The organism is Aeromonas sp. sif2433 (assembly GCF_019218705.1).
In the GTDB taxonomy this organism is placed as follows: Bacteria; Pseudomonadota; Gammaproteobacteria; order Enterobacterales; family Aeromonadaceae; genus Aeromonas; species Aeromonas encheleia.
On record NZ_JAHUXD010000001.1, the window covers coordinates 180,124 to 206,540 of the forward strand.

The 26,417-nt window shown below is 64.1% G+C and carries 23 protein-coding genes; 11 read left to right on the plus strand and 12 right to left on the minus strand.

What is annotated here, in order from left to right; genetic code table 11:
- The first annotated feature begins 145 nt into the window (after positions 1-145).
- Positions 146-1,108, plus strand: coding sequence for a sugar kinase (locus KW825_RS00785; RefSeq protein ID WP_218327890.1), 963 nt, complete (start codon positions 146-148; stop codon positions 1,106-1,108).
- Positions 1,092-1,712 carry a bifunctional 4-hydroxy-2-oxoglutarate aldolase/2-dehydro-3-deoxy-phosphogluconate aldolase gene (locus KW825_RS00790; RefSeq protein WP_218292219.1) on the plus strand — a complete coding sequence of 207 codons (621 nt, stop codon included), beginning with the start codon at positions 1,092-1,094 and terminating at the stop codon, positions 1,710-1,712. The genes KW825_RS00785 and KW825_RS00790 overlap by 17 nt, the downstream gene beginning before the upstream one ends.
- A 137-nt stretch (positions 1,713-1,849) precedes the next feature.
- On the opposite strand, the gene KW825_RS00795 is transcribed toward KW825_RS00790, so the two are convergent.
- The 3 genes from KW825_RS00795 to KW825_RS00805 form a co-directional block, all read right to left on the minus strand.
- Positions 1,850-2,554 (minus strand): virulence factor, encoded by a 705-nt coding sequence (locus tag KW825_RS00795; RefSeq protein WP_218327891.1) that lies wholly within the window; start codon positions 2,552-2,554, stop codon positions 1,850-1,852.
- A gap of 104 nt (positions 2,555-2,658) precedes the next feature.
- Entirely contained in the window at positions 2,659-5,208 is a 2,550-nt protein-coding gene (mprF, locus tag KW825_RS00800) for a bifunctional lysylphosphatidylglycerol flippase/synthetase MprF (RefSeq protein ID WP_218327892.1), read from the minus strand.
- 367 nt (positions 5,209-5,575) lie between these two features.
- Positions 5,576-6,301 carry a ferredoxin--NADP reductase gene (locus KW825_RS00805; RefSeq protein WP_218292216.1) on the minus strand — a complete coding sequence of 242 codons (726 nt, stop codon included), beginning with the start codon at positions 6,299-6,301 and terminating at the stop codon, positions 5,576-5,578.
- Between the two features lie 259 nt (positions 6,302-6,560).
- On the opposite strand from KW825_RS00805, the gene KW825_RS00810 reads away from it, so the two are divergent.
- The 4 genes from KW825_RS00810 to KW825_RS00825 all read left to right on the plus strand — a co-directional run bounded on the left by KW825_RS00810 (position 6,561) and on the right by KW825_RS00825 (position 9,789).
- On the plus strand, positions 6,561-7,280 hold the full coding sequence (locus tag KW825_RS00810; protein WP_218327893.1) for a metallophosphoesterase: 720 nt from the start codon (positions 6,561-6,563) through the stop codon (positions 7,278-7,280).
- A 146-nt stretch (positions 7,281-7,426) separates the two neighbouring features.
- Complete coding sequence (locus KW825_RS00815) at positions 7,427-7,561, plus strand: hypothetical protein (protein WP_256353529.1); 135 nt, start codon at positions 7,427-7,429, stop codon at positions 7,559-7,561.
- Between the two features lie 150 nt (positions 7,562-7,711).
- The gene (gene sbcB / locus KW825_RS00820; protein ID WP_218327894.1) at positions 7,712-9,139 is read left to right on the plus strand and encodes an exodeoxyribonuclease I; all 1,428 of its coding nucleotides are present in this window, start codon (positions 7,712-7,714) and stop codon (positions 9,137-9,139) included.
- Between the two features lie 143 nt (positions 9,140-9,282).
- Positions 9,283-9,789, plus strand: coding sequence for a hypothetical protein (locus KW825_RS00825; protein WP_218292349.1), 507 nt, complete (start codon positions 9,283-9,285; stop codon positions 9,787-9,789).
- Between the two features lie 66 nt (positions 9,790-9,855).
- On the opposite strand, the gene KW825_RS00830 is transcribed toward KW825_RS00825, so the two are convergent.
- Positions 9,856-11,571 (minus strand): glycoside hydrolase family 36 protein, encoded by a 1,716-nt coding sequence (locus tag KW825_RS00830; protein WP_218327895.1) that lies wholly within the window; start codon positions 11,569-11,571, stop codon positions 9,856-9,858.
- Positions 11,572-11,712: 141 nt separating this feature from the next.
- Here KW825_RS00830 and KW825_RS00835 point away from each other — a divergent pair, with 141 nt between their 5' ends.
- The 3 genes from KW825_RS00835 (at position 11,713) to cdd (ending at position 13,944) form a co-directional block, all read left to right on the plus strand.
- Positions 11,713-12,072 (plus strand): CidA/LrgA family protein, encoded by a 360-nt coding sequence (locus KW825_RS00835; protein ID WP_218327896.1) that lies wholly within the window; start codon positions 11,713-11,715, stop codon positions 12,070-12,072.
- Between the two features lie 58 nt (positions 12,073-12,130).
- Complete coding sequence (locus KW825_RS00840; RefSeq protein ID WP_218327897.1) at positions 12,131-12,817, plus strand: LrgB family protein; 687 nt, start codon at positions 12,131-12,133, stop codon at positions 12,815-12,817.
- Between the two features lie 245 nt (positions 12,818-13,062).
- The gene (gene cdd / locus KW825_RS00845) at positions 13,063-13,944 is read left to right on the plus strand and encodes a cytidine deaminase (protein ID WP_218327898.1); all 882 of its coding nucleotides are present in this window, start codon (positions 13,063-13,065) and stop codon (positions 13,942-13,944) included.
- Between the two features lie 80 nt (positions 13,945-14,024).
- Here cdd and KW825_RS00850 read toward each other — a convergent pair whose 3' ends face one another.
- The 3 genes from KW825_RS00850 to KW825_RS00860 form a co-directional block, all read right to left on the minus strand.
- Positions 14,025-15,689 (minus strand): AMP-binding protein, encoded by a 1,665-nt coding sequence (locus KW825_RS00850; RefSeq protein ID WP_218327899.1) that lies wholly within the window; start codon positions 15,687-15,689, stop codon positions 14,025-14,027.
- Positions 15,690-15,788: 99 nt separating this feature from the next.
- A complete protein-coding gene (locus KW825_RS00855) occupies positions 15,789-16,067 on the minus strand; it encodes a YfcL family protein (RefSeq protein WP_042653566.1) in 279 nt (92 codons plus the stop codon).
- Between the two features lie 109 nt (positions 16,068-16,176).
- On the minus strand, positions 16,177-17,292 hold the full coding sequence (locus KW825_RS00860) for an ATP-NAD kinase family protein (RefSeq protein WP_218327900.1): 1,116 nt from the start codon (positions 17,290-17,292) through the stop codon (positions 16,177-16,179).
- Between the two features lie 106 nt (positions 17,293-17,398).
- Here KW825_RS00860 and KW825_RS00865 point away from each other — a divergent pair, with 106 nt between their 5' ends.
- Positions 17,399-18,121, plus strand: coding sequence for a TerC family protein (locus tag KW825_RS00865; protein WP_042653564.1), 723 nt, complete (start codon positions 17,399-17,401; stop codon positions 18,119-18,121).
- Positions 18,122-18,218: 97 nt separating this feature from the next.
- Here KW825_RS00865 and aroG read toward each other — a convergent pair whose 3' ends face one another.
- The 5 genes from aroG to KW825_RS00890 all read right to left on the minus strand — a co-directional run bounded on the left by aroG (position 18,219) and on the right by KW825_RS00890 (position 24,152).
- On the minus strand, positions 18,219-19,274 hold the full coding sequence (gene aroG / locus KW825_RS00870) for a 3-deoxy-7-phosphoheptulonate synthase AroG (RefSeq protein WP_042653563.1): 1,056 nt from the start codon (positions 19,272-19,274) through the stop codon (positions 18,219-18,221).
- Positions 19,275-19,456: 182 nt separating this feature from the next.
- On the minus strand, positions 19,457-20,740 hold the full coding sequence (aroA, locus tag KW825_RS00875; RefSeq protein WP_042653562.1) for a 3-phosphoshikimate 1-carboxyvinyltransferase: 1,284 nt from the start codon (positions 20,738-20,740) through the stop codon (positions 19,457-19,459).
- Positions 20,741-21,057: 317 nt separating this feature from the next.
- Entirely contained in the window at positions 21,058-22,146 is a 1,089-nt protein-coding gene (gene serC / locus KW825_RS00880) for a 3-phosphoserine/phosphohydroxythreonine transaminase (protein ID WP_218327901.1), read from the minus strand.
- Between the two features lie 214 nt (positions 22,147-22,360).
- Positions 22,361-23,290, minus strand: coding sequence for an electron transfer flavoprotein subunit alpha/FixB family protein (locus tag KW825_RS00885; RefSeq protein WP_218327902.1), 930 nt, complete (start codon positions 23,288-23,290; stop codon positions 22,361-22,363).
- 94 nt (positions 23,291-23,384) lie between these two features.
- Complete coding sequence (locus KW825_RS00890; RefSeq protein WP_218327903.1) at positions 23,385-24,152, minus strand: electron transfer flavoprotein subunit beta/FixA family protein; 768 nt, start codon at positions 24,150-24,152, stop codon at positions 23,385-23,387.
- 270 nt (positions 24,153-24,422) lie between these two features.
- Between KW825_RS00890 and KW825_RS00895 the strand changes: the two genes are divergently transcribed.
- On the plus strand, positions 24,423-26,075 hold the full coding sequence (locus KW825_RS00895; protein WP_218327904.1) for an electron transfer flavoprotein-ubiquinone oxidoreductase: 1,653 nt from the start codon (positions 24,423-24,425) through the stop codon (positions 26,073-26,075).
- Positions 26,076-26,417 lie beyond the last annotated feature (342 nt).

Here is a 26,417-nt window from a genome sequence, read left to right on the forward strand (position 1 = left end):
ACCAACCGGCCAGCAAAAGACTGGTCCTCATCCCTTCCAGATCAAATTCACATTTATAAATAATTTAATGAAACATTGTTTTAATTTACTTGATGGCGATGAGGCATGACATATAATGTGCCCCATCATCAACGCGGGAGGACATATGCCTACCAAGATTGCCGTCATCGGCGAGTGCATGATCGAACTATCCGAGAGCAAGGCGGGCATAGTGCGCCACTTCGGCGGAGACACCCTCAACACGGCGGTCTACCTGACTCGTGCCAACCCCGAGCTGGCCGTGCACTATGTGACGGCCCTCGGCACCGACGCCATGAGCGACGCCATGCTGGCCCAGTGGCAACAGGAAGGGATTCACACCGAGCTGGTGCAGCGCCTCGAGCACAAGCTGCCCGGCCTCTATCTCATCGAGACCGATGTACAGGGCGAGCGGACCTTTCACTACTGGCGCAACGACGCGGCGGCTCGCTACTGGCTGCAGGGCCCGGCGGCCGAGACCATCTGCCAGCAGTTGCGCGGCTTTGACTACCTCTATCTGAGTGGCATCAGCCTCGCCATCCTCCCCCTCGCCGATCGTGCCAGCCTGCTGCAGCAACTGGCCTTGTGTCGGGCCAAGGGGGTGAAGATCGCCTTTGACAACAACTTCCGGCCACGGCTGTGGGAAAGCAAGGAGGCGGCGCAACAGGCCTACCGTGCCATGCTGGCCCTCACCGACATCGCCTTCCTGACGCTGGATGACGAGATAGCACTCTGGGGCGACAGTCATGAGACCCAGACCCTGGCGCGCACCCAGGCGCTCGGCGTGCCGGAAATCATCATCAAACGCGGTGCCGAGCCCTGCCTCATAGTGCAAGGTGAGCGGCACGACAAGGTCTCTGCCATGTCTCTGGCCAAGGAGCTGGTGATCGATACCACGGCAGCGGGTGACTCGTTCAGCGCCGGCTACCTCGCCAAGCGGCTGGCCGGGCAGGCGGCGAGCGAGGCGGCGCACTATGCCCATCTGCTGGCCAGCACCGTCATCCAGCATCGCGGGGCCATCATTCCCCGCCCGGCGATGCCGACCACTCCCCTTCCTACCACAGAGGCATCCCATGACTGCATTGCTTGAAAAATTGTCGACCCTGAAGATCATTCCCGTCATCGCCATCAAGGATGCCGATGACGCCGTGGCTCTGGGTCGGGCCCTGATGGACAACGGCATGCCGAGCGCCGAGATCACCTTCCGCACCCCCGCCGCCGCCGAGGCCATCCGCCAGCTGCGGGCCGCCTTCCCCGACATGATCATCGGGGCCGGCACCGTGCTCACCACAGCCCAGGTGGATCAGGCCATCGACGCCGGGGTGGATTTCATCGTGAGCCCCGGCCTCAACCCGCGCATCGTCCAGTATTGTCAGGCACGCGGCGTGCTGATGATCCCCGGGGTCAACAACCCCAGCCTGGTCGAGCAGGCGATGGAGCTGGGCTTGCGCACCCTCAAGTTCTTCCCGGCGGAGCCCTCCGGTGGCCTGCCCATGCTCAAGGCCATGAGTGCCGTCTACCCGATCAGCTTCATGCCCACCGGCGGTGTCAGCCCGAGCAATGTGAAGGATTACCTGGCTCTTAAATCGGTGTTTGCCTGCGGTGGCACCTGGATGGTCCCGGCCGATCTCATCGATCGGCGGGAGTGGGACAAGATAGGCGCCCTGGTCAGAGAGGCCATGGCCGCGCTTTAACGACCCAGAAGTACCCATGAGGCGGGCCAATTCATCGGGCTCGCCTCTAGGCCCTGCCCCATTGATTGCCTTGCTCCCTCCAACCCGTCACGCCTGCCTCATCCCAACACCATCCGACCTGGCCTTGCCACCCGAGATCACGGCGCAGCCGACCCCTGCACCAGAGGCAGATGAGCGACGATGCTCTGAAACAGCGCACCATAGTCGTCATCAAAGTGGTGCGCCCCCGGCAGCGTGACCGTCCTGACGTTGGTCTGTTGCAGCCGAGGGCATAGCCGCACCGGGGAGTCATCCTCGGCCCCCTGCACGCAGAGCAGCGGCAGGCTGTGGATGGCCTTGACCTCGGGCTGGGTGGGATAGCTGCCCGCCTCGCCATGCACCACCATGTCGCTGACGTGGATCTCGAAATCCGACGCGGTCGAGGGGGAGAGCATCACGGCCCCCACCAGGCTGTTGCGATAGGCCTCCGGCAGGCGGTTGATGACGAAGGGCACTATCTCGGCGCCGAAGGAGAAGCCCACCAGCAGCCAGCGCTGGCGTCCCCAGCGCGCCCGATAGTCGTCCAGGATCCGCACCAGATCCTGGGTCGCCTGCGCCGGCGTCTTCTTCTGCCAGTAGTAGCTAAGCGAACTCCAGCCCACCACCGGCATGCCATGGCGCTGCAGCTCGGCGCTCAGCCCCTTGTCCAGCGCGGCCCAGCCCCCGTCCCCGCTCAGGAACACCACCATGGGCGCCGACGAGGCCTGCGCCACCGGCAGTTCCACCAGGCCGAGATCCGCCTTCACCGAGGCGGCGAAGAGCGGAAAAGAACAACACAGCAGCAATAGCAATAGTGCTCTCATGAGCCACTCCCGTTTCGCTTGACGGGCCAAAGCAGGCTCCGGCTCGGGGGGGGTGGAAAAGCACAACACAGGGGCAGTAACAACAGGGCTCTCATGGCCGACTCCTATTTCTTCATCAGCCCGAGCGGGCCGCGGCTTATCAGGGAGATCAGGTGGGTCAGGGTACCGGGCAGCGCCAATCGGCTGGTGCAGAGCAGATAGCGGGGCTCCCAGCGCGGGGAGAACTTCTCCTTGTAACGCCGCAGCCCCTGGAAGTTGTAGAAACGGCTGCCCCGGGTGAAGAGGGTGTTGCCAAGCCGGGCCCAGTAACCACCGAGCGGGTGGTCGTTGAAGCCGGACATGGGCGCCATGCCGAGATTGAAGCTGGCATAACCCTGGTCCTTGCCCCACAGCAGCAGCTCGACGAACAGGAAGTCCATGATAGGCGCCGTGCCCGCACCCGTGTCGTAGCGCATCAGATCGATGGAGAGGCTCTCCTTGTCGTCGCTGACCCAGAGGTTGGCAAACCCGACGAGATCCCCACCCTGTCGCACCAGCGCCGCCGGGCTCAAGGCGAGGTAGCCGGGCTCGAAACTGCCCACCGAGAAGCCCTTCTCCTTGCCCTGCTTGCCCTGCAACCAGGCGTCGGAGATGGCGCTCAGGTTGGGCAACAAGGCGACGACCCGATCTGCATCCACCACCTCGAAGCTGAGCCCCTCCCGCTTGCCCTTGGCATGGCTCTGGCGCAGGTTGTGCAGCCGACTGCCGGCGAGATCGAACTCGCGCAGCTCGACGATGGCCTCCTCCCCCAGCTTGAACGGGATCAGGCCGAGATCCAGATAGAGCGGCAGATAGCGGGCCGACACCTGATAGAACACCGGGTTGACGTCGTGCTCATCGCACAGCTCGCGAAACTGCCAGAGCAGCTCCTCGATGAGCGAGGCATGGCCGATGGGATCCCCCATCACTATCCAGCCATTGCCCTCGACCCCATACATCAGAAACGCCTCGCCACCGGGGTGAAACAGCAACGACTTGTCGCCGAGCTGCGCCAGATAACCGTGGCCGCCACCCTCGCGCCGCACCAGTGCCTGCGCCCTGGCCAGCGCCTCCTGGTCCGGCTTGTGGCCGGAGATCCGCAGGGGGGCCAGCAGCTGCGCCACCCCGACCGCGGCCAGCACGGCGATCACGCTGCCCATGGCGCGCAGGCCACGGGAGGCGGCGCCATGGGGCGAGAAGTGGAGCCAGAGGCTGTGGTCATACGCCACCTGGCGATAGGAGAACAGCAGCAGCCACAGCGCCCACAGCAGCACGGCGCCCACCGACAGGAGCCAACCCGGGGTGAACTGGGCATGAAGCAGGGAGCCCTTGCGGTAGAACAGGCTGCGGCAGGGGCTGATGATCAGCAGGAAGGTGCCGAGCAGCAGGGCCGACTCCCAGTCAAATCCCTTGAGCAGGGAGAAGAACATCCCGAGCGCCAGCAGCCACTGGGTGATCCGGAAGGCGGCATCGTGGCGCCGATAGAGACTGTGTGCCAGCAGGATCAGCAGCACGCCGCTGACGCTGCCGAGCACATGGGACAGCTCCAGCAGGTGCAGCGGCAACAGCTGCAGCAAGGCTTCGATCCGCCCTCGCATGGTCGGCAGCATGCCGGAGCAGAGCAACAGGGTGCCGGCCGCGAAGGTGCCCAGGCTTACCAGGGCCGGCAGGAATTCGCGCATGGCGGCCATGATCCCCTGTAGCCGGTGCCAGCGGGCTCGCTGCTGCAAGGCCTCTTGGCTGGCAAACAGCAGCAGGGCGCAGAAGAAGGGCAGCAGGTAATAGGCGCAGCGATAGAGCAGCAAGGAGGCCAGCAATTTGTCTACCGGCAGATACTGGGCGAGCAGCAGGCTCATGCTCGCTTCGAACACCCCTATCCCGCCGGGCACATGGGCCAGCACCCCGAGGAAGCTGGCGAGCACGAAGGCGCTGAGCAGCACCGGATAGGAGACGCTGCCCGCCGGCAACAGCACATAGAGCACGGCGGCGGCGGCCATCCAGTCCAGCAGGGCGATCAGCAGTTGCAGCAGGCGAGTCTTGAAGGTTGGCAACACCAGCTCGTGCCCGCGCCAGGAGAGGGCCGGCCTGGGCCACAGCAGATAGCCCAGCACCGCCAGCAGCGCCAAGGCGCCGACCAGCTGCAGCAGCCAGCCGGTCCATGCCGGCCAGCCAGGCAACAGGGTGGCGGCCTGCCCCAGCAACAAGGCGCCGCCGCCCCAGGCCAGCAGACCGAGAAAGAAGGTGATGGAGCAGAACAGTATGACTCTGGCCACCTCCCCCGTGCCGAGTCCGAGCGAGGAGTAGATCCGGTAGCGCACCGAGGAGCCGGTCAGCAGCGCGAACCCCAGGGTATTGGAGAAGGTGTAGGCGATGAAGGAGGTCATGCCGATCTGTTGCCAGGGCAGCCGCCTGCCGAGTGCGCGCACCGCCAGCAGGTCATAGCAGCAGAGGCAGCCATAGCTGAGCAGGGTCAGCAGCAGCGCCCCGCCCAGCTGCGGCAAGGGCTGGGACCAGATGGCCAGCCGGATGTCGTGCCAGTGCCAGAGGTGGGTCAAACGATACAGTACGGTCAATGCCGCCCCCAGCAGCAACAGGCTGCACAGGGGGCCCAACCAGATCAACAGCGAACGCCGCATTCAAGATTCCTGTCAGGAGAGAAATAACAAACACACCCCATTGAGACTAAGGAGAAAATCCACGTCGGGTGGAGAAAATACAGTCCAAATGAGAACGAACCTCGGCCGGGGTGCCATCGCCGCCCACCTCTCGCGGCCAAGCCAGAACGGCGAATGCGAGCTGTTGGTCACCCCTCCCTGCCAGTCGCCATCAGGTTTACACCAGTGCCCTCGGGGCGGCTATCAATCTTCTGTAACCTTATGTACGAGCAGGGAAAAAGCGCGTCCCGCCGCGAGGGCGGGACGGCTGGTAGGCAGGCCTGCCGCGCACGACATGACAGGCCGCTATTTCAATCTGCAGTCGACGGGAGTGGCGCCGGCACCCTGTTCAATAGCCATAGAAGGATTCGCTGCGCACGTTCTCCTCATCCACGCCGGCCGCCGTCAGCGCCTGGCAGATGGCCTCGACCATGAGCGGCGGGCCTGAGACGTAGCAGACCGGGTTGGCCAGACCGGTGATGGCCTGTTTCAGCCAGGGGCTGTCGATGACATGGGTCTCGCCCTGCCAGGGCTGCGCCGAGTGCGCCATGTCCGTCATGGTCGCCAGCAGGCGAAATCTCGGGTTGAGTCGCTCGAGCCGCTGCAGTTCGGCCAGGAAGGCCGCATCCTCCGGCCGCCGGTTGCTGTAGAGCAGCAGCAAGTCCTGCGGAGTCTGCTGCTTGGCCGCGTGCCGCAGCATGCTCATGAAGGGGGTGATCCCGATGCCGCCGGCGATGAGCACGCCGGCGCGCTCCGGCTGTTTGTGCAGGGTGAGAGAGCCGAAGGGGCCGTTGATCTGGAGCTTGCTGTCGATGGGCAGGGCGCCCAGCGCACGCTTGAAGGTGCTGTCCCGCATGCGGGTGGCCACCAGCAACTCGTCCTCATGGGGCGCACTGACGATGGAGAAGGTGTGGCGGACATCGGGGGATCTGGGGTTGTCCTGATGTCCCGGCAGGCTGAGATCCAGGGCTTGGCCGGGCTTGTGGTCAAACCCTTCCGGTTTTTCAAAATGAAAGGCCATGGTGCCTTCGGCGAGCGGGTGGCGGGCGACCAGACGAACCCTGTATTCGGCCATGATGAGACTCCCTGTGTGAAACGGATGGCGGTCTTCATTAGGATGGGATCCTTCGGCTGTGTGTGCCCAGAAAAATGCCTAGGTAAATCGGCGACGGTACATGCACCAGCCCTGCCGCCGGGCGACGGGGCGCCCTGATCCCGCCCGCCCCTACACCGCCGAGGCAGAGCGTGCCATGCTGCTCTTATCCGCGACGCAATCATCCGCAGCGGCCATTCGGCACCGCCCTGGGCCGACGACCCCAACCAAGGAGGCAGGCATGGACAAGGCGCCACTGATCCGACGCTTCCCCCTCAACCGCCGGGGGCGCGATCTGGCCGTCGGTGACATCCACGGCTATTTTGCGCTATTGCAACAGGCGCTGAACCGGGTGGGCTTCGATCCTGTGTGTGATCGCCTGTTCTCCGTCGGCGATCTGACCGATCGCGGGCCTGAGTGCACTCAGGCCCGCGACTGGCTGGCACGCCCCTGGTTCCACTCAGTGTGTGGCAATCACGACGACTACGTCTGCCGCCACGAGAGCTGCGATAAAGACAACTGGATCCAGAATGGGGGCGCCTGGTTTCAGCGCCTGGCCAGCGCCGAGCGAGACGAATTTGCCGCCCGCTACCGCGCACTGCCGATTGCCATCGAGGTGGCCACCCCGAGCGGCCCGGTCGGCCTGCTGCATGCCGACTGCCCCTTCCCCTCCTGGCAAACGCTGCTGGACAAGCTGGACGGTGGGGTGGCCGGCGGCCAGCTGCGGGCCATCAAGAACGTCTGCCTGTGGTCACGCCGCCGCATAGAGCTGCGGGATGAGAGTGGAGTCGCGGATCTGGTCGCGCTGGTTGTGGGTCACACCCCGCTGAGCGCCCCAGCCCGCCTCGGCAACGTGTACTACATCGACACCGGTGGCTGGTACCCTCATGAGGGGGGTTTCTTCACCCTGCTCGATCTGCACAGCCTGATGCCGCTAACCTCATCCAGTGGCCCCCCCTGAGCAGAGCCTCTTCACATCTGTATCGGGCCCCAACCTATGTCCCATCTGCGACAGGATTTACCTGCCCGCCTTCACGGCCACTATCCTTTCTCTGCAACCTTATGTTCGTGCGGCAAAAAGAGTACGCCGTCCATGGATGGGCATAATTGAACCCGCTGTTTATCCCGCTTCAAGGAGATGAACAGGTGCTGCCACAGTTGCGCGTCGGCACGCTGGAACTGGCACATATTCGGGCCATCGCCCATCAGGTGGAGCAGAAAGTGAGGGATATAGCCAAATAGAACCGTTTCATTCTGCCCATTAAAACAGCAGGCAACCGCCCCAGGCTTCGCTCTGCCTGCGCTATGGTTTACCATGCTGGCAACTGCGGTGCATGGCACCGCCCACCCAGGCGCCATGGCGCCGCCATCGGACAGCCCATCTCGAACAACATGAGCAAAACAGCACAGCCAGGCAGCGAGCCCACCTTCTACTTCCACGACTACGAGACCTTCGGCATCAGCCCGGCGCGGGACAGACCGGCCCAGTTCGCCGGCATTCGCACCGATGCGGATTTCAACGTCATCGGTGAGCCGCTGGTGATCTACTGCAAGCCGCCGGCGGATTACCTGCCGGAGCCCGAGGCCTGCCTCATCACCGGCATCACGCCGCAGAAGGCGATGAAGGACGGGCTGTGCGAGGCAGATTTCATCCGTCAGATCCACGATCAATTCGCCACTCCGAACACCTGCGTGCTGGGTTACAACAGCATCCGCTTCGATGACGAGGTGACCCGCTACACCCTGTATCGCAACTTCTACGACCCCTATGCCTACGCCTGGCAGAACGGCAACTCCCGCTGGGACATCCTCGACATGCTGCGGGCCTGCTACGCCCTGCGCCCGGAGGGGATCACCTGGGCCTTCGATGAGGAGGGCAAGCCGAGCTTCCGGCTGGAGAAGTTGACGGTGGCCAACGGCGTCGCCCATGCCAATGCCCACGATGCGCTGTCAGACGTCTTGGCCACCATAGAGCTGGCCAAGCTGGTGAAGCAAGCCCAGCCCAAGCTGTTCGACTACCTGTTTGGCCTGCGCAACAAAAACAAGGTGAAGGCGCTCATCGATGTGGTGACCATGAAGCCGCTGGTGCATGTCTCCGGCATGTTCTCCCCCTGGCAGGGCTGCGTGAGCTGGGTGTCACCGCTGGCCTGGCATCCCACCAATCAGAATGCGGTGATCATGGTGGATCTCACCCGTGACCCCAGCCCGCTCATCGAGCTCTCCAGCGACGAGATCCGCGAGCGGCTCTACACCAAAAAAGAGGAGCTGGGGGAGCTGGCGGGCATTCCGGTCAAGCTGGTGCACATCAACAAGTGCCCTGTGTTGGCCCCCGCCGCGACCCTGACCCCGGCCCGGGCCGACGAGCTCGGGGTCAACCGCGAGCAGTGCCGCAAGAGCCTGGATCTGCTGCGGGCCCACCCCGAAGTGCGGGAAAAACTGGTGGAGGTGTTCAATCAGGAGTTTGCCGGCAGCAATGACAGCGATCCCGATACCCAGCTCTACGCCGGTTTCTTCGGTCACGGCGACAAGTCCACCATGGATCTGGTGCGCGCCACCCCGGCGGATCTGCTGGGGGAGCGGGAGTTTGCCTTCAGCGACTCACGGCTGCCGGAGATGCTGTTCCGCTACCGCGCCCGCAACTGGCCGCACACCCTGAGCGAGGCGGAGCAGAAGCGCTGGCGCCTGCACTGCAGCGACTACTTCAGCAGCCGTCTGCCGGACTATGTGCCACGCCTCGAGGCGCTGGCGGAGCAGAACCAGGGTAACGAACGGAACTTTGCCATCCTCAAGAGCCTCTATCACTACCTCGAAGATCTATGAGATGTGAGCCGTTTCACAGTAAAAAACCTGTACGCTCCCTGCGCTCACGACATAATGAGCAAGGGAGCCAAGACTCCTGACAATTTAATTACTTGTATGCACGGCTGGCATGGATGCCTTGCTTTCAACCCTTGGGGATCTTGATGCGCTCCGGACTCACTGCTCTAACGCTTATCAGCTGCACTCTGCTGCCATCGGCTGCCATGGCGGGGATCCGTTTCGAGGTACCGGACTATCTGCTGCGTCTGCCGGAGCAGACCTATCAGCTGATCGAACGCAACTTCAGCAACCTCTATCAGCAGACCGACTTCACGCCCCAGATCGTCAACAGCTATTTCAACCACTCAGATCTCTATCGCTTCGCCGGGATCCCGCTCGCGATCACGCCGCAGAACGGCTTCCAGATGGAGATCTTCGGCCAACTCTACAACAAATCCTCCCAGATCTATGCCCAGATGAGCCAGGATCTCTCCCTCTACCGCACCCTGCGCGTCGACATGATGGGGGATCAGAGTGACGAGGTCGCCATCGGCATGGGGCTCGGCATTCCCCTGAGCTCCCGCCTGACCCTCAAGGCGCTGGCCTCCAGCAACGAGATCCCGGGCTATGGCTCCGCCAACTACGCCATCGGGATGGAGTGGCACTTCTAAGCCGTCTGCCAGACCCCTTACCAACAAAAAGGCTCCCGTCGGGAGCCTTTTTGTTGGGCGCTAGCCTCAGGCGTAGCGGATCACCCGCCCCTGGCCACCCTGCAGCACAAGGGCGTCGCCCAGCGGGCTGTCGTCCCAGAAGTCCGTGCCACCCGCCGGCAGCGCGAGCCTCTTCGCCTGCTCGTCCCAGTTGAACAGGCAGAGCAGCTGGCCCCCGCTGGGGAGCGTCACCCGGCCACGGGAGAAGCCCATGTCATCGAAACGGGCAGCCGGCGCTCGCGCCTCGCACAGCGCCAACAGCCTGAGCAGCTGCGCCCCCTGCAGCTCATCGAGATCCTGCAGCCGGTCGCCGGCCAGCACCATGCCACCGCTCGCCACCAGGGCGGCCAGGTGGAACTGGTAGTCGAACGCGCCGGCCTGCTGATTGGGCAAGTCGCGCAGGCAGACGCAGTCGGGATCCAGCGCCCAGAGCCGGTCGTTCTGCCAGGCGCGGCAGAAGGCTTCCCGGGCTATCTGGCGAAAACGCGGGCCCTGGCGCTCCACGTCGTCGCTCACCCGCATGCCGTGCACCAGCCCCAGGCTGGGCCAGAGGGGGGCGTTGCAGCCGAGCAGGAAGGCGCCCTCGCCCGCCCCGCGCAGCACGGCCGCCATGCCGCGTCTATAGGCCTCTACCCGGGTGGCAGACGGATCGCAGAAGTGGCCGCCGTGGATGGCGCCCCAGAAGTTGGCGTCCAGCTTGAAATAGTGGATGCCCCACTGCTCGCGCAGGGTCCGGAACACCCGCTCGAGGTGGGCCTGCACCTCGGGGTGGGTGCCATCGAGCACATACCAGGGGGTGCAGCGCCAGCCGCCATAGGTCACCCGCTCGGAGGGCAGCGGCAGGCCGTCATCCCCCTTCACGAACCAGTCGGGGTGATCCTGAAATACCCGGGAGCCCGGCTCGGCGATAAAGGGGGCGACCCAGAGCGCGGGCTCGCAACCCGCCGCCCGGATCTCGGCCGCGAGCGGCGCGACCCCCTGCTCGAACTTGGGCGAAGGGGTCAGCCAGTCCCCCATCCTGGCCTGGTAGCCATCGTCTATCTGCACGTAGCGCAGCCCCGGGAAACGCTCGGCCCGCACCGCGAGGTTCTCGCGAATGTCCGCCGCGCTCACCTGTGCGTAGTAGTGATACCAGGAGCACCAGCCGCTCGGCCGCGCGGGTACCTGGGCCACCAGGCTGCCGTGCTCGGCCTCGACTCGGCTCGCCAGCTCCCCGAGCAGGGCCTCCCTGTCCGGTCCTTCCAGACAGAGCAGCGCCTCGCTCTGCCAGTGCTGGCCCGGCGCGAGCACGCGCCCCTCGCCATTCATCAGGATCTGCAGGCGACCCTCGGGGTAGAGCCGAAACTCGCCGCCAAAGCGCTGGCAGCTGGCGAAGGCGAGCAACAGCCAGCCCTGCGCCCGCTCGACCAGCAGCAGGCTGTGGACTGTGTGATAGCCCTGGTCCGCCGTGATGCGATAGACGCCCGCATCCGGGCAGCGCCCGACCGGCTCGGGGTGCTGCCAAGTGCCCATGGTCTGGGCCAGCATCTGGAAGCCCTCACCGTAGATGGCCGCCTCGGGGGGGATACCCAGCTCGCCGTCAAACAGCAGCCAGTCCTGCACGGGCTCAGGGGTGGCGCCGGTGTTATCCAGCCTCACCCGGCACAGGGGGCCGTCCCACTGGCGGGTCTGCAGCAGATGGGACGGCAGGGCGGGATCGGCGGGCCACTGGCGCAGCACGGACAAGAGAGCGGGATACGACATGGGATCTCCTCATGATAAGACGCGGAAAAACGGCGGCGATGGGCCGCCATTGTATCGTCTGTGGGTCAGTTGACCCTGTTCTGTGACCCCTGCGCTCTGCTAAACTGCGACCTCGCTCACAGTTGCCAAGATGAGGCCCCCGTGCTGCTTCAACGCACCCTGCTGTACCTTCGTGACTTCATGGTCATCCTCGCCTGCCTGCTGACAGGCAAAACCCTGGCGGCCCTGCTGCCCTTCGCCTTCCCCGGCAGCATCATCGGCATGCTGCTGCTGTTCATGCTGCTCTCCCTGCAACTCATCAAGCTGCACTGGGTCGAACAGGGTGCCGGCCTGCTGCTGCGCCACATGGGGGTCCTGTTCGTGCCGGTGGCGGTCGGGCTGGTGGCCTGGCTCGAGCCCCTGCGTCAATCCTTCGGGCTCATCATGCTCTGCGTCGTGCTGGGGATAGTGCTGATCCTCGCCACCGTCGGCCACCTCTACCAGAGGATGAACAAGCAATGATCCCCTCGTTCGCCCTGCCACTCATGCCGTTCCTCTCTGCCATGACCAGGAGGCTGCCATGATGTTCTGGCTCGCCATTCCGCTGACCCTGGCGCTCTATTTCATGACCCGGGCGCTCTATCGCCGCCTGCCCTGGCCCATCGTCAACCCGGTGCTGATCCCCACGGCCGTCATCATAGGCCTGCTGCTCTGGCTGGATCTGCCGCTGGATCAGTACCAGCACGGCACCTTCCCCATCACGGCGCTGCTGGAGCCGGCGGTGGTCGCGCTGGCGCTGCCGCTCTATCAGCAGGCCCGCCAGATCCGCTCAAGGCTCAAGCCCATCCTGATCTGCACCCTGGCCTCTGTGCTGATCTCGGTCTGCACTACCCTGCTGATCGGCCATCTGATGGGGGCGGATCCGGCGCTGCTGGCCTCGCTCGCCACCAAGTCCATCACCACCCCGCTGGCCATGAGCGTCAGCCAGTCGCTGGGTGGCATTCCCGCCATCGCGGCAGCCATGGTGGTCATAGTGGGGATTATCGGTGCCCTGATCGGCTATCCGCTGCTCAAACTACTGAAAGTGACCGACCCGGAAGCCCAGGGCCTCGCCATGGGGGCCTGCGCCCACGCCATCGGCACCGCCACCTCCGCCGAGAAGGGGGTCACCCAAGGCGCCTTCTCGTCGCTCGCCATGGTGGTGTGCGGCATCCTCACCGCCGCCGTGGCCCCGCTGCTGTTTGCCATCTACCACTGGCTGACCTGAGACCACCGCACGCTACCCCTGCAATGGCCGCCCTGGCGGCCATTGCTCGCTTTCTAGCCAAACGCCCACTCGTATTCAGGTGACACTTAAACTCCCCCGTGCTGGGAGCTGACGCACAGATTGCGCAAGACAAACGTTTCCTTTAACATCGCCAGCCCTTTGCCCACCAAGGCGTGAGCGCGCTCACACATTTCGCCGCGCTTGCTCCCTACAATGGCCCCCCAATTGGCCTTTGAGGACACAGTATGCATCCCCGTTTTGCCAAGCCACTCGAGACCCTGTCTGCCCCGCTGCAGGCAGCACTGCTGCCCATGCTGGGCGACGATTTCCAGGCCCGCTTCAGCCCCGAGCAGATCGCCACCCTGAGCGCCGCCACCGGGCTGGAGGATCGCGCCCTGCGCCTCGCCCTGCTGCCGCTGGCCGCCGCCTGCTCGGTCGCCCCCATCTCCAAGTTCTTCGTCGGCGCCATCGCCTGCGGCCTGAGCGGTACCTGGTATCTGGGCGCCAACATGGAGTTCGCCGGTCAGGGGCTGTTCCACTCGGTGCATGCCGAGCAGTCTGCCATCTCCAACGCCTGGCTGGGTGGCGAGACCGGGATCTCCGAGATCACCGTCAACTACACCCCCTGCGGCCACTGCCGCCAGTTCATGAACGAGCTGAGCACCGCCAAGACCCTGAAGGTCTCCCTGCCGGACGACCTGAGCGAGCTGCAATCCTTCCTGCCCCACTCCTTCGGCCCGGCGGATCTCGACATCACCGATGCCCTGATGAGCCCGCAAGCCCACCATGAGCTGGTGCTGGAGAGCGACGATCCCCTGTGGCAGGCCGCGCTGGCCGCCGCCCGCCAGAGCTACGCCCCCTACAGCCAGGGTTACGCCGCGGTGGCGCTGCAGTTCGCCGACGGTCGCATCTTCTGCGGTCGCTACGCCGAGAACGCCGCCTTCAACCCCAGCCTGCCCCCGATGCAGATGGCCTGCGCCCACGCCGTGCTGAACGGCGAGGATCTCACCAGGGTGCGCCGCGCCGTGCTGCTGGAGAACAAGCAGGGCCAGATCAGCCAGCGGGATGCGGCCCAGTCCACCCTCAAGGCGCTGGGTTCGGTCGAGCTGGAATACCGGGCGGTCTGACGCCAGCGTCGCCCATGAGCCCATCAAAAAGGGGAGCCACTGGCTCCCCTTTCTATTTCTGCTCCCGTGTCCCGGATTGATCAGGACTCCCAGATAATGCTCTCGCCGCCGGACCAGCGCTCGCCGATGTCCGCGTATTTCTGCTCCAGCAGGTGGCGACGGATCTTCATGGTCGGGGTCAGCACCCCGTTCTCGATGTTCCAGGGGGCCTTGACCACCAGGATGCCGCGGATCCTGGCATGGGACTCCAGCTGATCGTTGACCCGCTTGCGGGCAGCCTCCAGCTGGGCATTCACCGTGGCCCTGTCCCCTCTCATGGCGCTCTCGGCCAGTTGCACCAGGGCGACCGGCTGCGGCATGCCATAACCGATGACGCACAGCTGCTCTATGATGGGCTCCTGCCCCAGCAACCCCTCGATGGGCACAGGCGCCACGTACTTGCCCTTGGCGGTCTTGAACACGTCCTTCATGCGGCCGGTGATGGTGAGGTAACCCTCCCTGTCCAGCTTGCCCATGTCGCCGGTGTGAAGCCAGCCATCGGCGTCGATGGCCTCGGCGCTGTGCTCGGGATCCTTGTAGTAACCCAGCATCATGCCTTCACAGCGACAGAGGATCTCCCCCTCGTCCGAGATGCGGATCTCGACCCCGGGCCCCGCCTTGCCGACCGTGCCTATCTTGTCGGCCCTGAATGGATAGTTGAGGGTGGAGAAGGCGTGGTTTTCGGTCATGCCCCAGGCCTCGGTGATGTTGATGCCGATGCTGTAATACCACTGCAGCAGGGCCGGCGCCACCGGGGCCGAGCCACAGCCGAGTACCCGCGCCTGATCCAGCCCCAGCCCCTTGCTCAGCTTGCGCTTGATCAGGGTCGAGACCAGCGGGATCTTGAGCAGCAGGGCGAGCTTCTTCTGGGGCAGCTTCTCGTGGATCTTGATGCGGAACATGGCCCACAGCCGCGGCACCGAGATGAACACCGTGGGACGACAGCGCTTGACGTCGTCGATGAAGGTATCGAGGGATTCGGGGAAGGCGATGGTGGCACCGCTGAACAGGCTGCCGCCATAGATGTAGACCCGCTCGGTGATGTGAGCCAGCGGCAGGTAGGAGAAACCGCGATCGGCGTCGGTCAGTGCCACCGCCTCCACCAGCTTCTCGCACGACCAGGCGTAGCGCTCGACGCTCAGCATAGCGCCCTTGGGCTTGCCGGTGCTGCCGGAGGTGTAGACCAGGCTCAGCAGGGAGTCCGGCGCCTGCACCGGGCTATCGGGAATAGGGGCGTGCGCCGCCAGCAACTTGTCCCATTGCAAGGCGGCCGGCATGGTGTCATAGGGGAAGGCGATGCGCAGCAGATCGGCGGGAACGCCGGCCTCCTGGCTCTTCCAGTCGTCCAGCTTGCCGACGAAGATCGCCTTGGCCTCGCTGTGACGCAGCACGTATTCGATGGTGTCGACGTTGGCGGTCGGGTAGATGGGCACGCTCACATACTGCCCCATCTGCATCGCCAGATCGGCGATGAACCACTCGGCACAGTTCTTGGAAAGCAGCGCCACCTTGTCGCCGGATACCAGCCCCAGCTCGCGCAGGGCCGTCACCATGCGCCGCGCCTGATCCGCCACTTCCGACCAGCTGAAGTCGCGGTATTCACGGTGAATGGTCTGTCTGAGATAGATCCGGTCAGGACACTGCCGCTCCCAGTGATAGAGCATCTCGAGCGGCAGTTTGGTGGCAATGCGTGAGGAGGAGGCCATAGTTTAATCCCTGAAACAAAAGGCAAGACTCATTATTAACCTTTTGATAACACTCAGGGAAGCAGATTACTCAAACTTCTGTTTGAATTGTGTGGGGGATCAAGCTTCCGCCTGCTGCTGCAGCCGTCTCCACATGTCCTGCACCAGCACCTCGTCCTGCTCGGACAGCTCGCCCTGCAAGATGGCCTCGTTCAGGCTGCGCAATACATAGCTCTTTACATCCCGCACCAGGGTCTTGCCTTCCAGCTCGGCTCGCGCCACCGCCAGCGAGATGTGGCCGCGCAGATAACCGCCCGCAAACAGATCGTCTTCGCTGGCCGTGGCGACCATGGTGTCGATCAGTCCCAACAACTTGTGCTCAAAATCGTGAATCGTCATTTAACGCAGCCTCATTTTCCGGGATTGCCGGCAAAATAATTCGGGGAGTGGAACCGCGATCCGGTTGATCGCGGCTCTCTGGCGCCAGGCCAGCCGCATCCTTGATGTCCTATTCCGGGTTGGCCACCGGGTAGATGACCTGATCCTTGTATCCGGTGGTTATCCGCAGATAACCACTTAACGACCGGTTCAGTGCCGGGTCATCGGTATCCACCAGCAGCGGACGGCCATCGAGTGCCGCCAGCTTGGCTTTGGTGGCGAGAACCTGGATATGGTCCCGCCCGACGGCCCGGATCACCTCTGGACTCAGTTGCTGATTTCCGCGCCCGAACAGATGTCCCTGGCCACCGATCAGGGTAATGATCAGGCGGCAGCGACGACCGCGGATCCGGGTCAGGATGTCCGCGGCGGACAGATCCTGCCCGATAAGCCGGCCATTTTCCACCAGATCCACACCGAGCAAGGTATTTTCCAGCCCCAGCTCCCCCATGCAGGCGGCGACCGTGCTGCCCGACCCCATCAGATAGAGGGTATCGGCCTCCATCTGCTCCACCACCCCGGCGGCGAGATCGGCCAGCACCAGCTCCTCGGACTCCCGCCCGCCCTGCTTGACCGCCTGCACGTAGCGCAGATCGCCCGGCACCAGCAGCTGGCCGTAGTGACGGGCGCGCACCTTGCCCGCCCGAAATGCCGCCTCGTCGATGTCCACCACCTCGGCATCCACCAGGCTCAGCAGCTCACCGCCTATCATCCGTGCCACCACCCGACCGCTGGCGGCCGGGGTCACCCCGTAGACCCCGGAGTGGATCTTGCACCCGGCGGGAATGCCGAGCACATGGCACGACTCCCCCACCGCGGCGCAGATATCCCTGGCGGTGCCATCGCCGCCGGCGAACAGCAGCAAATCCACCCCAGCCGCCCGCATCAGCTCGGCGGCGGTGCGGGTGTCGGCGGCGCTGGTGGAGCCGGCGGCGGGTCGATGGACGATGCGATGGGGCAACCCGAGCGACTCGGCAAGCGTCCCCCCCATGTCGCCCGCCACCGTCAGCAGCTCGAAGGATTGTGTCAGCTGACAGAGCGGCAGCAGGGCCTGACGGGCCCGCTCCTGCGCCTTTGGCACCGCGCCCCGCGCCAGCGCCTCGGCCACGACACCGTCGCTGCCCTTGAGGCCGACCGCCCCGCCGATGCCGGCGACCGGGTTGATAATGAGCCCTAAACGAAACATGATTCTCTCCCTCTGATCGCCGCTATTTTATCTGTTCGCCGCTATGGGACAAGCCAAGTCGGCCTGCTAGAATGCGCTGCTTCAATTTTTTAACCAAGGTTCAATCATGCTGGAATGGATTGCTGATCCCTCTGCCTGGGTCGCGCTCGCTACCCTCACCCTGCTCGAGATCGTATTGGGCATCGACAACATCATCTTTATCTCCATCCTGGTCGGCCGGCTACCGGAGGCCCAGCGTCAGCGCGCCCGGATCCTGGGGCTGGGGCTGGCCATGGGTACCCGTATCCTGCTGCTGCTGTCACTGGCCTGGGTGATGCGACTCACCCATCCGCTGTTCAGCCTGTTCGACGAGGCCATCTCGGGCCGGGATATGATCCTGCTGGTGGGGGGCCTGTTCCTCATCGCCAAGAGCACCCACGAGATCCACCAGAGCCTGGAAGGGGCCGCTGACGAGCAGGGGATGGTGAGCAAGACCGCCGGCTTCATGTCGACACTGGTGCAGATCGCCATCCTCGACATCATCTTCAGCCTGGACTCCGTCATCACCGCCGTCGGCATGGCGGACCACGTGCCCGTCATGGTGCTGGCCATCATGATCGCCGTCGGGGTCATGATGTTTGCCGCCAAGGCCATCGGTGACTTCGTCGACGAGCACCCCACCATCAAGATGCTGGCGCTCTCCTTCCTGATCCTGGTCGGGGTCGCGCTGGTGGGCGAAGGGCTGGACATGCACATTCCGAAGGGTTACATCTACTTCGCCATGGCCTTCTCGCTGGTGGTGGAGATGATCAACATCCGCCTGCGCGGTCATCAGACCCGCGCCAAGTAAGCGCCCTGTATTCAGAATTCAGAGCAACAAAAAGCGCGACCAGGGGTCGCGCTTTTTTTTATGGCTGCCATGCGGGCATTGCCCGCTGGCGCTGTGCTCAGAGCGCGTTGCGGGTCGCCACCGCATCGGCCAGGTTGCGCAGCAGCACCTCGGTATCGGCCCAGTTGATGCACGCGTCCGTGATGCTCTGACCGAAGGTGAGTTCGCAGCCTTCCACCAGATCCTGGCGCCCTTCCACCAGGTGGCTCTCCACCATGACGCCGAACACCGCCTTGCTGCCGGCGCGCAGCTGATCGGCCACGTCCTCGGCCACTATCATCTGATTCTTGAACTGCTTGCTGCTGTTGGCGTGGCTGAAGTCGATCATCACCTTCTGCGGCAGACCGGCCTTGTCCAGCCCCTTCACCACCTCATCCACGTGGGCGGCGCTGTAGTTCGGCTCGCGGCCACCGCGCAGTATGATGTGGCAATCCGGGTTGCCCCGGGTGGAGACGATGGCGGAGTGGCCGTACTTGGTCACCGACAGGAAGTGGTGCGGCGCACTGGCGGCGCCGATGGCGTCGATGGCGACCTTGATGGTGCCGTCGGTGCCATTCTTGAAGCCGACCGGGCAGGAGAGACCGGAGGCCAGCTCGCGGTGCACCTGGGATTCGGTGGTGCGGGCACCGATGGCGCCCCAGCTCATCAGATCCGCCATGTATTGCGGCGTGATCATGTCGAGGAATTCGGAGGCGGTCGGCAGCCCCATGTCGTTGAGATCCAGCAGCAGCTTGCGACCGATGCGCAGGCCGTCGTTGATCTGGCAGCTGTTGTCGAGGTAAGGGTCGTTGATCAGTCCCTTCCAGCCCACGGTGGTGCGCGGCTTCTCGAAGTAGACCCGCATCACTATCTCGAGCGACCCCTTGAGCTCATCACGCAAGGCCTTGAGGCGCTTGCCATATTCCAGCGCGGCCAGGGGATCGTGGATGGAGCAGGGGCCGATCACCACCAGCAGGCGCTGATCTTCGCCGGCCAGGATCTGATGAATGGCCTGACGGGATTCAAAGACGGTCGATGAGGCGGTCTCGGTCGCCGGAAACTTCTCGAGCACCGCAACCGGGGGCAATAACTCTTTGATTTCACTGATTCGAACGTCGTCGGTTTGATGCTGCATGACAAGATTTCCTGCTAGATGACTGCGATAGAGAGATCTCAATCTAGCCCTACGGCGGGACGGTGTAAATAGAAAATTACATTGCCAATGGAGGAATTTTTAGAGGTGATCTTGCAAGTTACAGAAATGATGCTAGGGAGGCAGGAAGTGAAAAGGCCCGCACTGAGGCGGGCCCGACGGGGTTAGACGGCCTGGCTGATGCCGGCCAACTTGTCGAAATAGTCCGGGAAGGTCTTGGAGGTACAACCCGGATCGTTGATGGTCACCGCCGTATCCGACAACGCCACCAGCGAGAAGCACATGGCGATGCGGTGATCGTTGTAGGTATCGATCGCCGCGTGTTGCAGCTGCGTTGGCGGGGTGACGGTGATGAAGTCATGCCCCTCCTCCACTTCCACACCCAGCTTGCGCAGCTCGGTCGCCATGGCGTGCAGCCGATCGGTCTCCTTCACCCGCCAGTTGTAGATGTTGCGAATGGAGGTCGGTCCCTCGGCGAACAGCGCCGTGGTGGCGATGGTCATGGCCGCATCCGGGATCTGGTTCATGTCCATGTCGATGCCGTGCAGCGGGGCCTGCTGTGCCTCGATGAAGTCGTCACCCCAGGTGATCTTTGCCCCCATCTTCTCCAGCACGTCGGCGAAGTGAATGTCGCCCTGGATGCTGTGCTTGCCGATGCCGGTCACCCGCACCTTGCCCTTGATGGCGCCCGCCGCGAGGAAGTAGGAGGCGCTGGAGGCATCCCCCTCCACCAGGAAGTCACCGGGGCTGACATAGGTCTGGTTGCCCTTGATGTAGAACAGCTTGTAGTCGTCGTGCTCGATGACCACCCCGAACTGCTTCATGATGTGCAGGGTGATGTCGATGTAGGGCTTGGAGACCAGCTCCCCCTTGATGTGGATGCGGGTGTCGCCGGCCGCCATGGGGGCCGCCATCAGGAAGGCGGTCAGGAACTGGCTGGAGACGGAGCCGTCCACGTGCACATCGCCGCCCCAGAGTCCCTTGGCATCCACCACCAGCGGCGGGTAGCCATCTTTCTTCAGGTACTGGATGTGAGCGCCGGCTTCACGCAGGGCATCCACCAGATGGCCGATGGGACGCTCTTCCATGCGCGGCTCACCGCCCAGCATGTATTCACCGGATCCCAGACACAGCGCCGCGCAGAGCGGACGCATGGCGGTGCCGGCGTTGCCGAGGAAGAGGTTGACCGGCTCCTTCACCGCGAAGCTGCGACCCAGGCCGTGCACGGTGCACTCGGTCTTGTCGGCGGAGAGCTTGTACTTGACGCCGAGCTGGGTCAGCGCCGCCAGCATGTGACGGATGTCATCGCTGTCGAGCAGGTTGGTCAGCCGGGTGGTGCCCCGCGCCAGGGCTGCCAGCAGCAGGGCACGGTTAGAGACACTTTTGGAGCCAGGTAGATTGACCACGCCAGCCACACGAGAAATGGGTTCCAAACGCAACGAATTCATAGACTTCCTGTACTATCTCAATTAAATCACCTGACCGGACGTTAACAGCCTGCGTTCTGCGCGGCAAGACTACTCTTGGCACAAAAACCGGGCAGCTGATGCGGGCGGTCAGGATCCACCGGAAAAACAGACGCCGGGGAGTCCCCGGCGCCTTGCATCAGAGGGAAGATGCTTTAGAACCTGTTCACGGGTTGTCGCGAGAGGCCGTCAGCAAGGTGAAGCGCAGCACAGGAACCGGAGTTTATCCCCATAAATGAGGCTTCCGAGCAGCACATGAGCCTTGATCACGGCGTCGCAGCAGGCACGTGAACGGCTTCTCAGCCGTGGCGCTTGGCAAAGCCATCCATAAAGCTCACCAGGGCCTTGACCCCCTCCAGCGGCATGGCGTTGTAGAGGCTGGCACGCATGCCGCCGACGATGCGGTGCCCCTTCAGCGCCAGCAGACCGGACGCCTCCGACTCGGCCAGGAACAGCTTGTCCAACGCCTCGTTTTTGAGCTGGAATGGCACGTTCATGCGGGAGCGACAGGCGACGTCCACCTTGTTGCCGTAGAAGCTGGAGTCGTCGAGATAGCCATAGAGGAAGTCGGCCTTCTCCTTGTTGCGCGCTTCCATGGCGGCGAGGCCGCCCTGCTCTTTCAGCCACTCGAACACCAGCCCTGCCAGATACCAGGCGTAGGTGGGCGGAGTGTTGAACATGGAGTCGTTCTTGGCGGTGAGCTGGTAGTCAAAGATCGAGGGCACGTCGGCTCTAGCCTGGCTCAGCAAGTCGTCGCGCACTATGGCGATGGCGAGGCCAGAGGGGCCGATGTTCTTCTGGGCGCCGGCATAGATGATGCCGAAGCGGCTCACGTCGATGGGACGGGAGAGGATGGTGGAGGAGAGATCCGCCACCAGGGGCACGTCGCCGGTGGCCGGGATGTCGAACATCTCTATGCCATCAATAGTTTCGTTCGGGCAGTAGTGCACATAGGCCGCGTCGGCACGGAACGCCGGGGTCGGCAGCAGATGGCTCACCCCTTGCGCATTCTTGGCGACACCATCAAAGGTCTGGATGTCGCCGAACTTGCGCGCCTCATCCACGGCGCTCGCGGCCCAGACGCCGGTCAGCAGGTAATCGGCTTTCTTGTTGGCGCCGCCGAGCAGGTTCATGGGCACCGCGGAGAACTGGCCACGGCCACCGCCGTGCATGAACAGCACCTTGTAGTTGGCCGGCACCGCCAGCAGCTCGCGCAGGTCAGCCTCGGCCTTCTCGGCGACCGCCATGTAGGGCTTGCCGCGATGGGATAGCTCCATGACCGAGGCTCCCAGCCCCTGGAAATTACAAAATTCGCGCTGGGCGCGCTCCATGACTTCAACCGGCAACATGGCGGGGCCGGCGCAGAAGTTGTAAATCTGTTTGCTCATGACGCTTTCCGTGAGTGGATGAGAGTGATCGATGACTTGAACGTTTTTACACGAGAGGCCCCCACCGGATCAAAGGCTTTTTGGGATCTGGCGCAAGCTTTTGCCCCGCGGGGCTGGTCCGGGCGCCATAGAAAAAGCCCTGAACGGGTCAGGGCTTGCGCGACATCCATGCCGATATGGTGAGGATGCCTAGGGGCCGCTCACCGCGACGAGGCTAGAGCTTGGCGGTGAGCTCCGGCAGCAGGCTGAACAGGTCCCCCACCAGGCCATAGTCCGCCACCTGGAAGATGGGGGCCTCGGGATCCTTGTTGATGGCGACTATTACCCTGGACTCCTTCATCCCCGCCAGATGCTGGATGGCCCCCGAGATGCCGACCGCGATATAGAGCTCGGGCGCCACTACCTTGCCGGTCTGACCCACCTGCAGATCGTTGGCCACGAAGCCGGCATCCACCGCCGCCCGGGAGGCACCGACCGCGGCCCCCAGCTTGTCGGCCAGGGCCTCGATCAGCGCGAACTGCTCCTTCGATCCCAGCGCTCGCCCCCCCGAGACCACCACCCGCGCCGCACCGAGTTCGGGCCGGGCGGATCGCACGGCGCGCCGCTCGATGAGGCGGGTGTGGCAGCCCAGCTCGGGCACCGGCACCCGCGAGCTGGGGGCCAGCTCAGTACCGCTGCCCGCCTTGGCAAAGGCCGTCGGTCTGATGGTGAGCACCTTGACGGGCGCCGAGCTTGCTACCCTGGCGATGGCATTGCCCGCGTAGATGGGGCGCAGGAAGGTATCGGGCCCTTCAATGCCAGTCACCTCGGAGATCATCTCCACCCCGAGCCGGGCCGCCAGCCGCGGCAGCAGATCCTTGCCATGACAGCTCGCCGCCATCAGGCAATGTTGATAATCCCGCGCCAGCCCGACCAGCCAGGCATCGACGCCGTCGTTGAGCCCCTCCGCCAGCATGGGGTGCTCGGCCAGCAAGACCCGGCTCACCCCTCGCAGCGCCGCCGCCTGCTCGGCCGCCTCGGTCAGCCCCTGCCCCAGCAGCAACAGGTGCAGCTCACCGCCGAGCTGCGTCGCCGCCGTGACCAGCTGGGCCGCGTTGTCGGCGAGCCGGCCCTGATGATGTTCGACTATGACCAGTACGCTCATGGCAGCACCTTAATTTGGTTGTTGAGTTTGCCCACCACACCAGCTATTCCGGCAACAGGCTGGCACCCGATGGGTTCCACCATCACCAGGGCGCTCATGGCAGCACCTTGGCTTCGTTTCTGAGTTTGTCCACCAGCTCATCCACGGAGCCGACCCGCACGCCGGCGCTGCGCACCGCGGGTGCCATCACCCCGAGCAGCCGGGTCTGGGCGGCGGGCTCGACACCGAGCGCCGCAAACGGCTGGCTCTCCAGCGGCTTGCGCTTGGCCTTCATGATGTTGGGGAGCGACGCGAAGCGAGGCTCGTTCAGCCGCAGATCCACGGTGACCACGGCAGGCAGCGACATGCCGAGGGTCTCCAGGCCGCCATCGATCTCGCGGGTCACCTGCAGCTCTCCCTCGACCAGCCTGACGACGGAGGCGAAGGTGGCGAGCGGCCAATCCTGGAGGGCCGCGAGCATCTGGCCGACCTGATTGTTGTCGGAATCGATGGACTGCTTGCCGAGCAGCACCAGGTCCGGCTGCTCCTGCTCACAGACCCGTTGCAGGGCGCGCGCCACCGTCAGCGGGGTCAGCGCCTCGGCGGTGCCACCCTCGTCCGTGAGATAGTGCAGCGCCCTGTCCGCCCCCAGCGCCAGGGCATGGCGCAGCTGCTCGGCTGCCGCGGCTGGCCCGAAGGTGACTACCACCAGCTCGCTCGCGACCCCGGCTTCGCGCAGCCGCACCCCCTCCTCCACCGCGATTTCGCAAAACGGGTTGATGCCCATCTTCACGTTGGCGAGCTCCACATCGGAGCCATCGCCCTTGACCCGGATCTTGACGTTGTAATCAACGACCCGTTTGACAGCGACCAGCAGCTTCATGGCGGTCATACCTCGTATCGGTTGAGTGAATCCATTTTGCACTCTCAGAACCTGTCCACGATCTTACTGCGAGGCCGTGATCAAGGCTCATGTGCTGCTCGGCATCCTCACGTATGTCTATACGCTCCGGTTCCTGCGCTGCTCTTTACCTTGCTGACGACTTCTCGTCACAGGCCGTGAACAGGTCCTCACACTTTTGTGCTTACAAAATGCTTTACGTTTACGTAAACTACCAGCACTACCCTAGGCCAAGTCGAGCGCAGAGGCAAGATGGAACGCGAAGCAATGGAATTTGATGTCGTCATCGTCGGTGGCGGCCCGGCTGGCCTCAGTGCCGCCATCGCACTGAAGCAGCACAGCCCGGATCTCGCGGTCTGCCTGCTGGAGAAAGGGGCGGAAATCGGCGCCCATCTGCTCTCCGGCGCCCTGCTCGATCCCGTCGCTCTCAAGGAGCTGCTGCCGGACCGCTGGCAGCAGGCCCCCCTCGGCGTGCCGGTCACAGATGACCAGGTACATCTGCTGCGAAACGAGAGCCGTGCCCTGCAGCTGCCCCACTGGGCGGTGCCGCCCCGCATGCACAACGACGGCTGCCACATCGTCAGCCTCGGCAACCTCTGTCGCTGGCTCGGCCGGGAGGCCGAGTCGCTCGGGGTCGAGATCTACCCCGGCTTCGTGGCCAACGAGCTCATCATGGAGGAGGGGCGGATAAGAGGGGTGATCACCGGTGATCTCGGGCTGGATCGGGACGGCGTGCCCAAGGCGGATCACGTGCCCGGCATGGCACTCTATGGCCGCTACACCCTGTTCGCCGAGGGGGCCCGCGGCCACCTCGGCAAGCAGCTGATCAACGACTTCCAGCTGGAAAGCGGTGCCCAGCCGCAGCACTATGCCATCGGTTTCAAGGAGCTGTGGCAGGTGCCCGCCGGCCAGTCCCACCCCGGCCGCGTGCTGCACGGCAGCGGCTGGCCGCTCGGCGAGGACGGAGGCAACAAGAGCCAGGGCGGTTTCTACCTCTATCATCTGGCGGATAATCAGGTGGCGGTCGGCCTCATCGTCGATCTCAACTACCAGAATCCCTGGCTCAGTCCGTTCGACGAGTTCCAGCGCCTCAAGCACCACCCGCTCATTGCCCAGACCCTGAGCGGGGGCGAGCGCATCAGCTACGGCGCCCGGGCCATCACCAAGGGGGGCTGGCACTCGCTGCCGCGCATGCACTTCCCCGGCGGGCTGCTCATCGGCTGCGACGCGGGCACCCTGGACTTTTCCCGTATCAAGGGCATTCACACCGCCATGAAGTCGGCCATGCTGGCGGCGAAGACGGTGGCCATGAGCCTGCGCGGGGGGGATGAGGGGGGCCGGGATCTGGCCCAGTATGGGGATGAACTGCAGCAGAGCTGGCTGGCGCAGGAGCTGAAAACCGCCCGCAACTTCGGCGCGGCGCTGCACCGCTGGGGCCCCTGGCTCGGCGGCGCCTTCAACTGGCTGGAGCAGCGGCTGTTTGCCAGATCGGGCAAGGGCTCTCCCTTCACCCTGCTGGATCGGGAGCCGGACTACCGCCAGCTGCGCCTGGCCAGCCGTTGCCGGCCCATCAACTATCCCAAGCCGGACGGGCGGCTCAGCTTCGACAAGCTCTCCTCGGTGTATCTTGCCAACACCAGCCACGACGAGGATCAACCCTGTCACCTGCGGTTGCAGGATGCGCGCATCCCGGTGGCGGTGAACCTGCCGACCTGGGCGGAGCCGGCCCAGCGCTACTGCCCGGCCGGCGTCTTCGAGATCCTGGAGACACAAGGCCAGCCACGGCTGCAGATCAACGCGGCCAACTGCATCCACTGCAAGACCTGCGACATCAAGGATCCGAGTCAGAACATCCTCTGGACGCCGCCTCAGGGAGGATCTGGGCCCAACTACCCCAATATGTAGCAGCTGTGGCCTGGGCCCTGACATCGAGGATGCCCAGCCCCAGCATATCCTCTGGACGCCGCCCCAGGGGGCTCGGGGCCCAACTACCCCAATATGTGATCCCTGCAACAGCAGGGATCCTGGTCAATTAATCCCCCGACTTCCCCCCGCCCGGGCCTGGTTATGCCGGCCACGGCAGCTGATCCGACCTCGCCGTTTTTTTGTGCAAACAGGCTGCAAGCCAGATGAATAGGCCCTGACAAGCGCGGCGAGCCCCTGTATAGTTCGCCGCATTCAGGTTGTCCATCGGCCTCGTTATGCTTTCCATGGGATCGCTTTCTATGCGCTCTAAGGCCCATGAAC

Coding starts and splice junctions, on each gene's coding strand:
- KW825_RS00785 (WP_218327890.1), top strand. CDS start 146: ATGCCTACCAAGATTGCCGTCATCGGCGAGTGCATGATCGAACTATCC.
- KW825_RS00790 (WP_218292219.1), top strand. CDS start 1,092: ATGACTGCATTGCTTGAAAAATTGTCGACCCTGAAGATCATTCCCGTC.
- KW825_RS00795 (WP_218327891.1), bottom strand. CDS start 2,554: ATGAGAGCACTATTGCTATTGCTGCTGTGTTGTTCTTTTCCGCTCTTC.
- mprF (WP_218327892.1), bottom strand. CDS start 5,208: ATGCGGCGTTCGCTGTTGATCTGGTTGGGCCCCCTGTGCAGCCTGTTG.
- KW825_RS00805 (WP_218292216.1), bottom strand. CDS start 6,301: ATGGCCGAATACAGGGTTCGTCTGGTCGCCCGCCACCCGCTCGCCGAA.
- KW825_RS00810 (WP_218327893.1), top strand. CDS start 6,561: ATGGACAAGGCGCCACTGATCCGACGCTTCCCCCTCAACCGCCGGGGG.
- sbcB (WP_218327894.1), top strand. CDS start 7,712: ATGAGCAAAACAGCACAGCCAGGCAGCGAGCCCACCTTCTACTTCCAC.
- KW825_RS00825 (WP_218292349.1), top strand. CDS start 9,283: ATGCGCTCCGGACTCACTGCTCTAACGCTTATCAGCTGCACTCTGCTG.
- KW825_RS00830 (WP_218327895.1), bottom strand. CDS start 11,571: ATGTCGTATCCCGCTCTCTTGTCCGTGCTGCGCCAGTGGCCCGCCGAT.
- KW825_RS00840 (WP_218327897.1), top strand. CDS start 12,131: ATGATGTTCTGGCTCGCCATTCCGCTGACCCTGGCGCTCTATTTCATG.
- cdd (WP_218327898.1), top strand. CDS start 13,063: ATGCATCCCCGTTTTGCCAAGCCACTCGAGACCCTGTCTGCCCCGCTG.
- KW825_RS00850 (WP_218327899.1), bottom strand. CDS start 15,689: ATGGCCTCCTCCTCACGCATTGCCACCAAACTGCCGCTCGAGATGCTC.
- KW825_RS00855 (WP_042653566.1), bottom strand. CDS start 16,067: ATGACGATTCACGATTTTGAGCACAAGTTGTTGGGACTGATCGACACC.
- KW825_RS00860 (WP_218327900.1), bottom strand. CDS start 17,292: ATGTTTCGTTTAGGGCTCATTATCAACCCGGTCGCCGGCATCGGCGGG.
- KW825_RS00865 (WP_042653564.1), top strand. CDS start 17,399: ATGCTGGAATGGATTGCTGATCCCTCTGCCTGGGTCGCGCTCGCTACC.
- aroG (WP_042653563.1), bottom strand. CDS start 19,274: ATGCAGCATCAAACCGACGACGTTCGAATCAGTGAAATCAAAGAGTTA.
- aroA (WP_042653562.1), bottom strand. CDS start 20,740: ATGAATTCGTTGCGTTTGGAACCCATTTCTCGTGTGGCTGGCGTGGTC.
- serC (WP_218327901.1), bottom strand. CDS start 22,146: ATGAGCAAACAGATTTACAACTTCTGCGCCGGCCCCGCCATGTTGCCG.
- KW825_RS00885 (WP_218327902.1), bottom strand. CDS start 23,290: ATGAGCGTACTGGTCATAGTCGAACATCATCAGGGCCGGCTCGCCGAC.
- KW825_RS00890 (WP_218327903.1), bottom strand. CDS start 24,152: ATGAAGCTGCTGGTCGCTGTCAAACGGGTCGTTGATTACAACGTCAAG.
- KW825_RS00895 (WP_218327904.1), top strand. CDS start 24,423: ATGGAACGCGAAGCAATGGAATTTGATGTCGTCATCGTCGGTGGCGGC.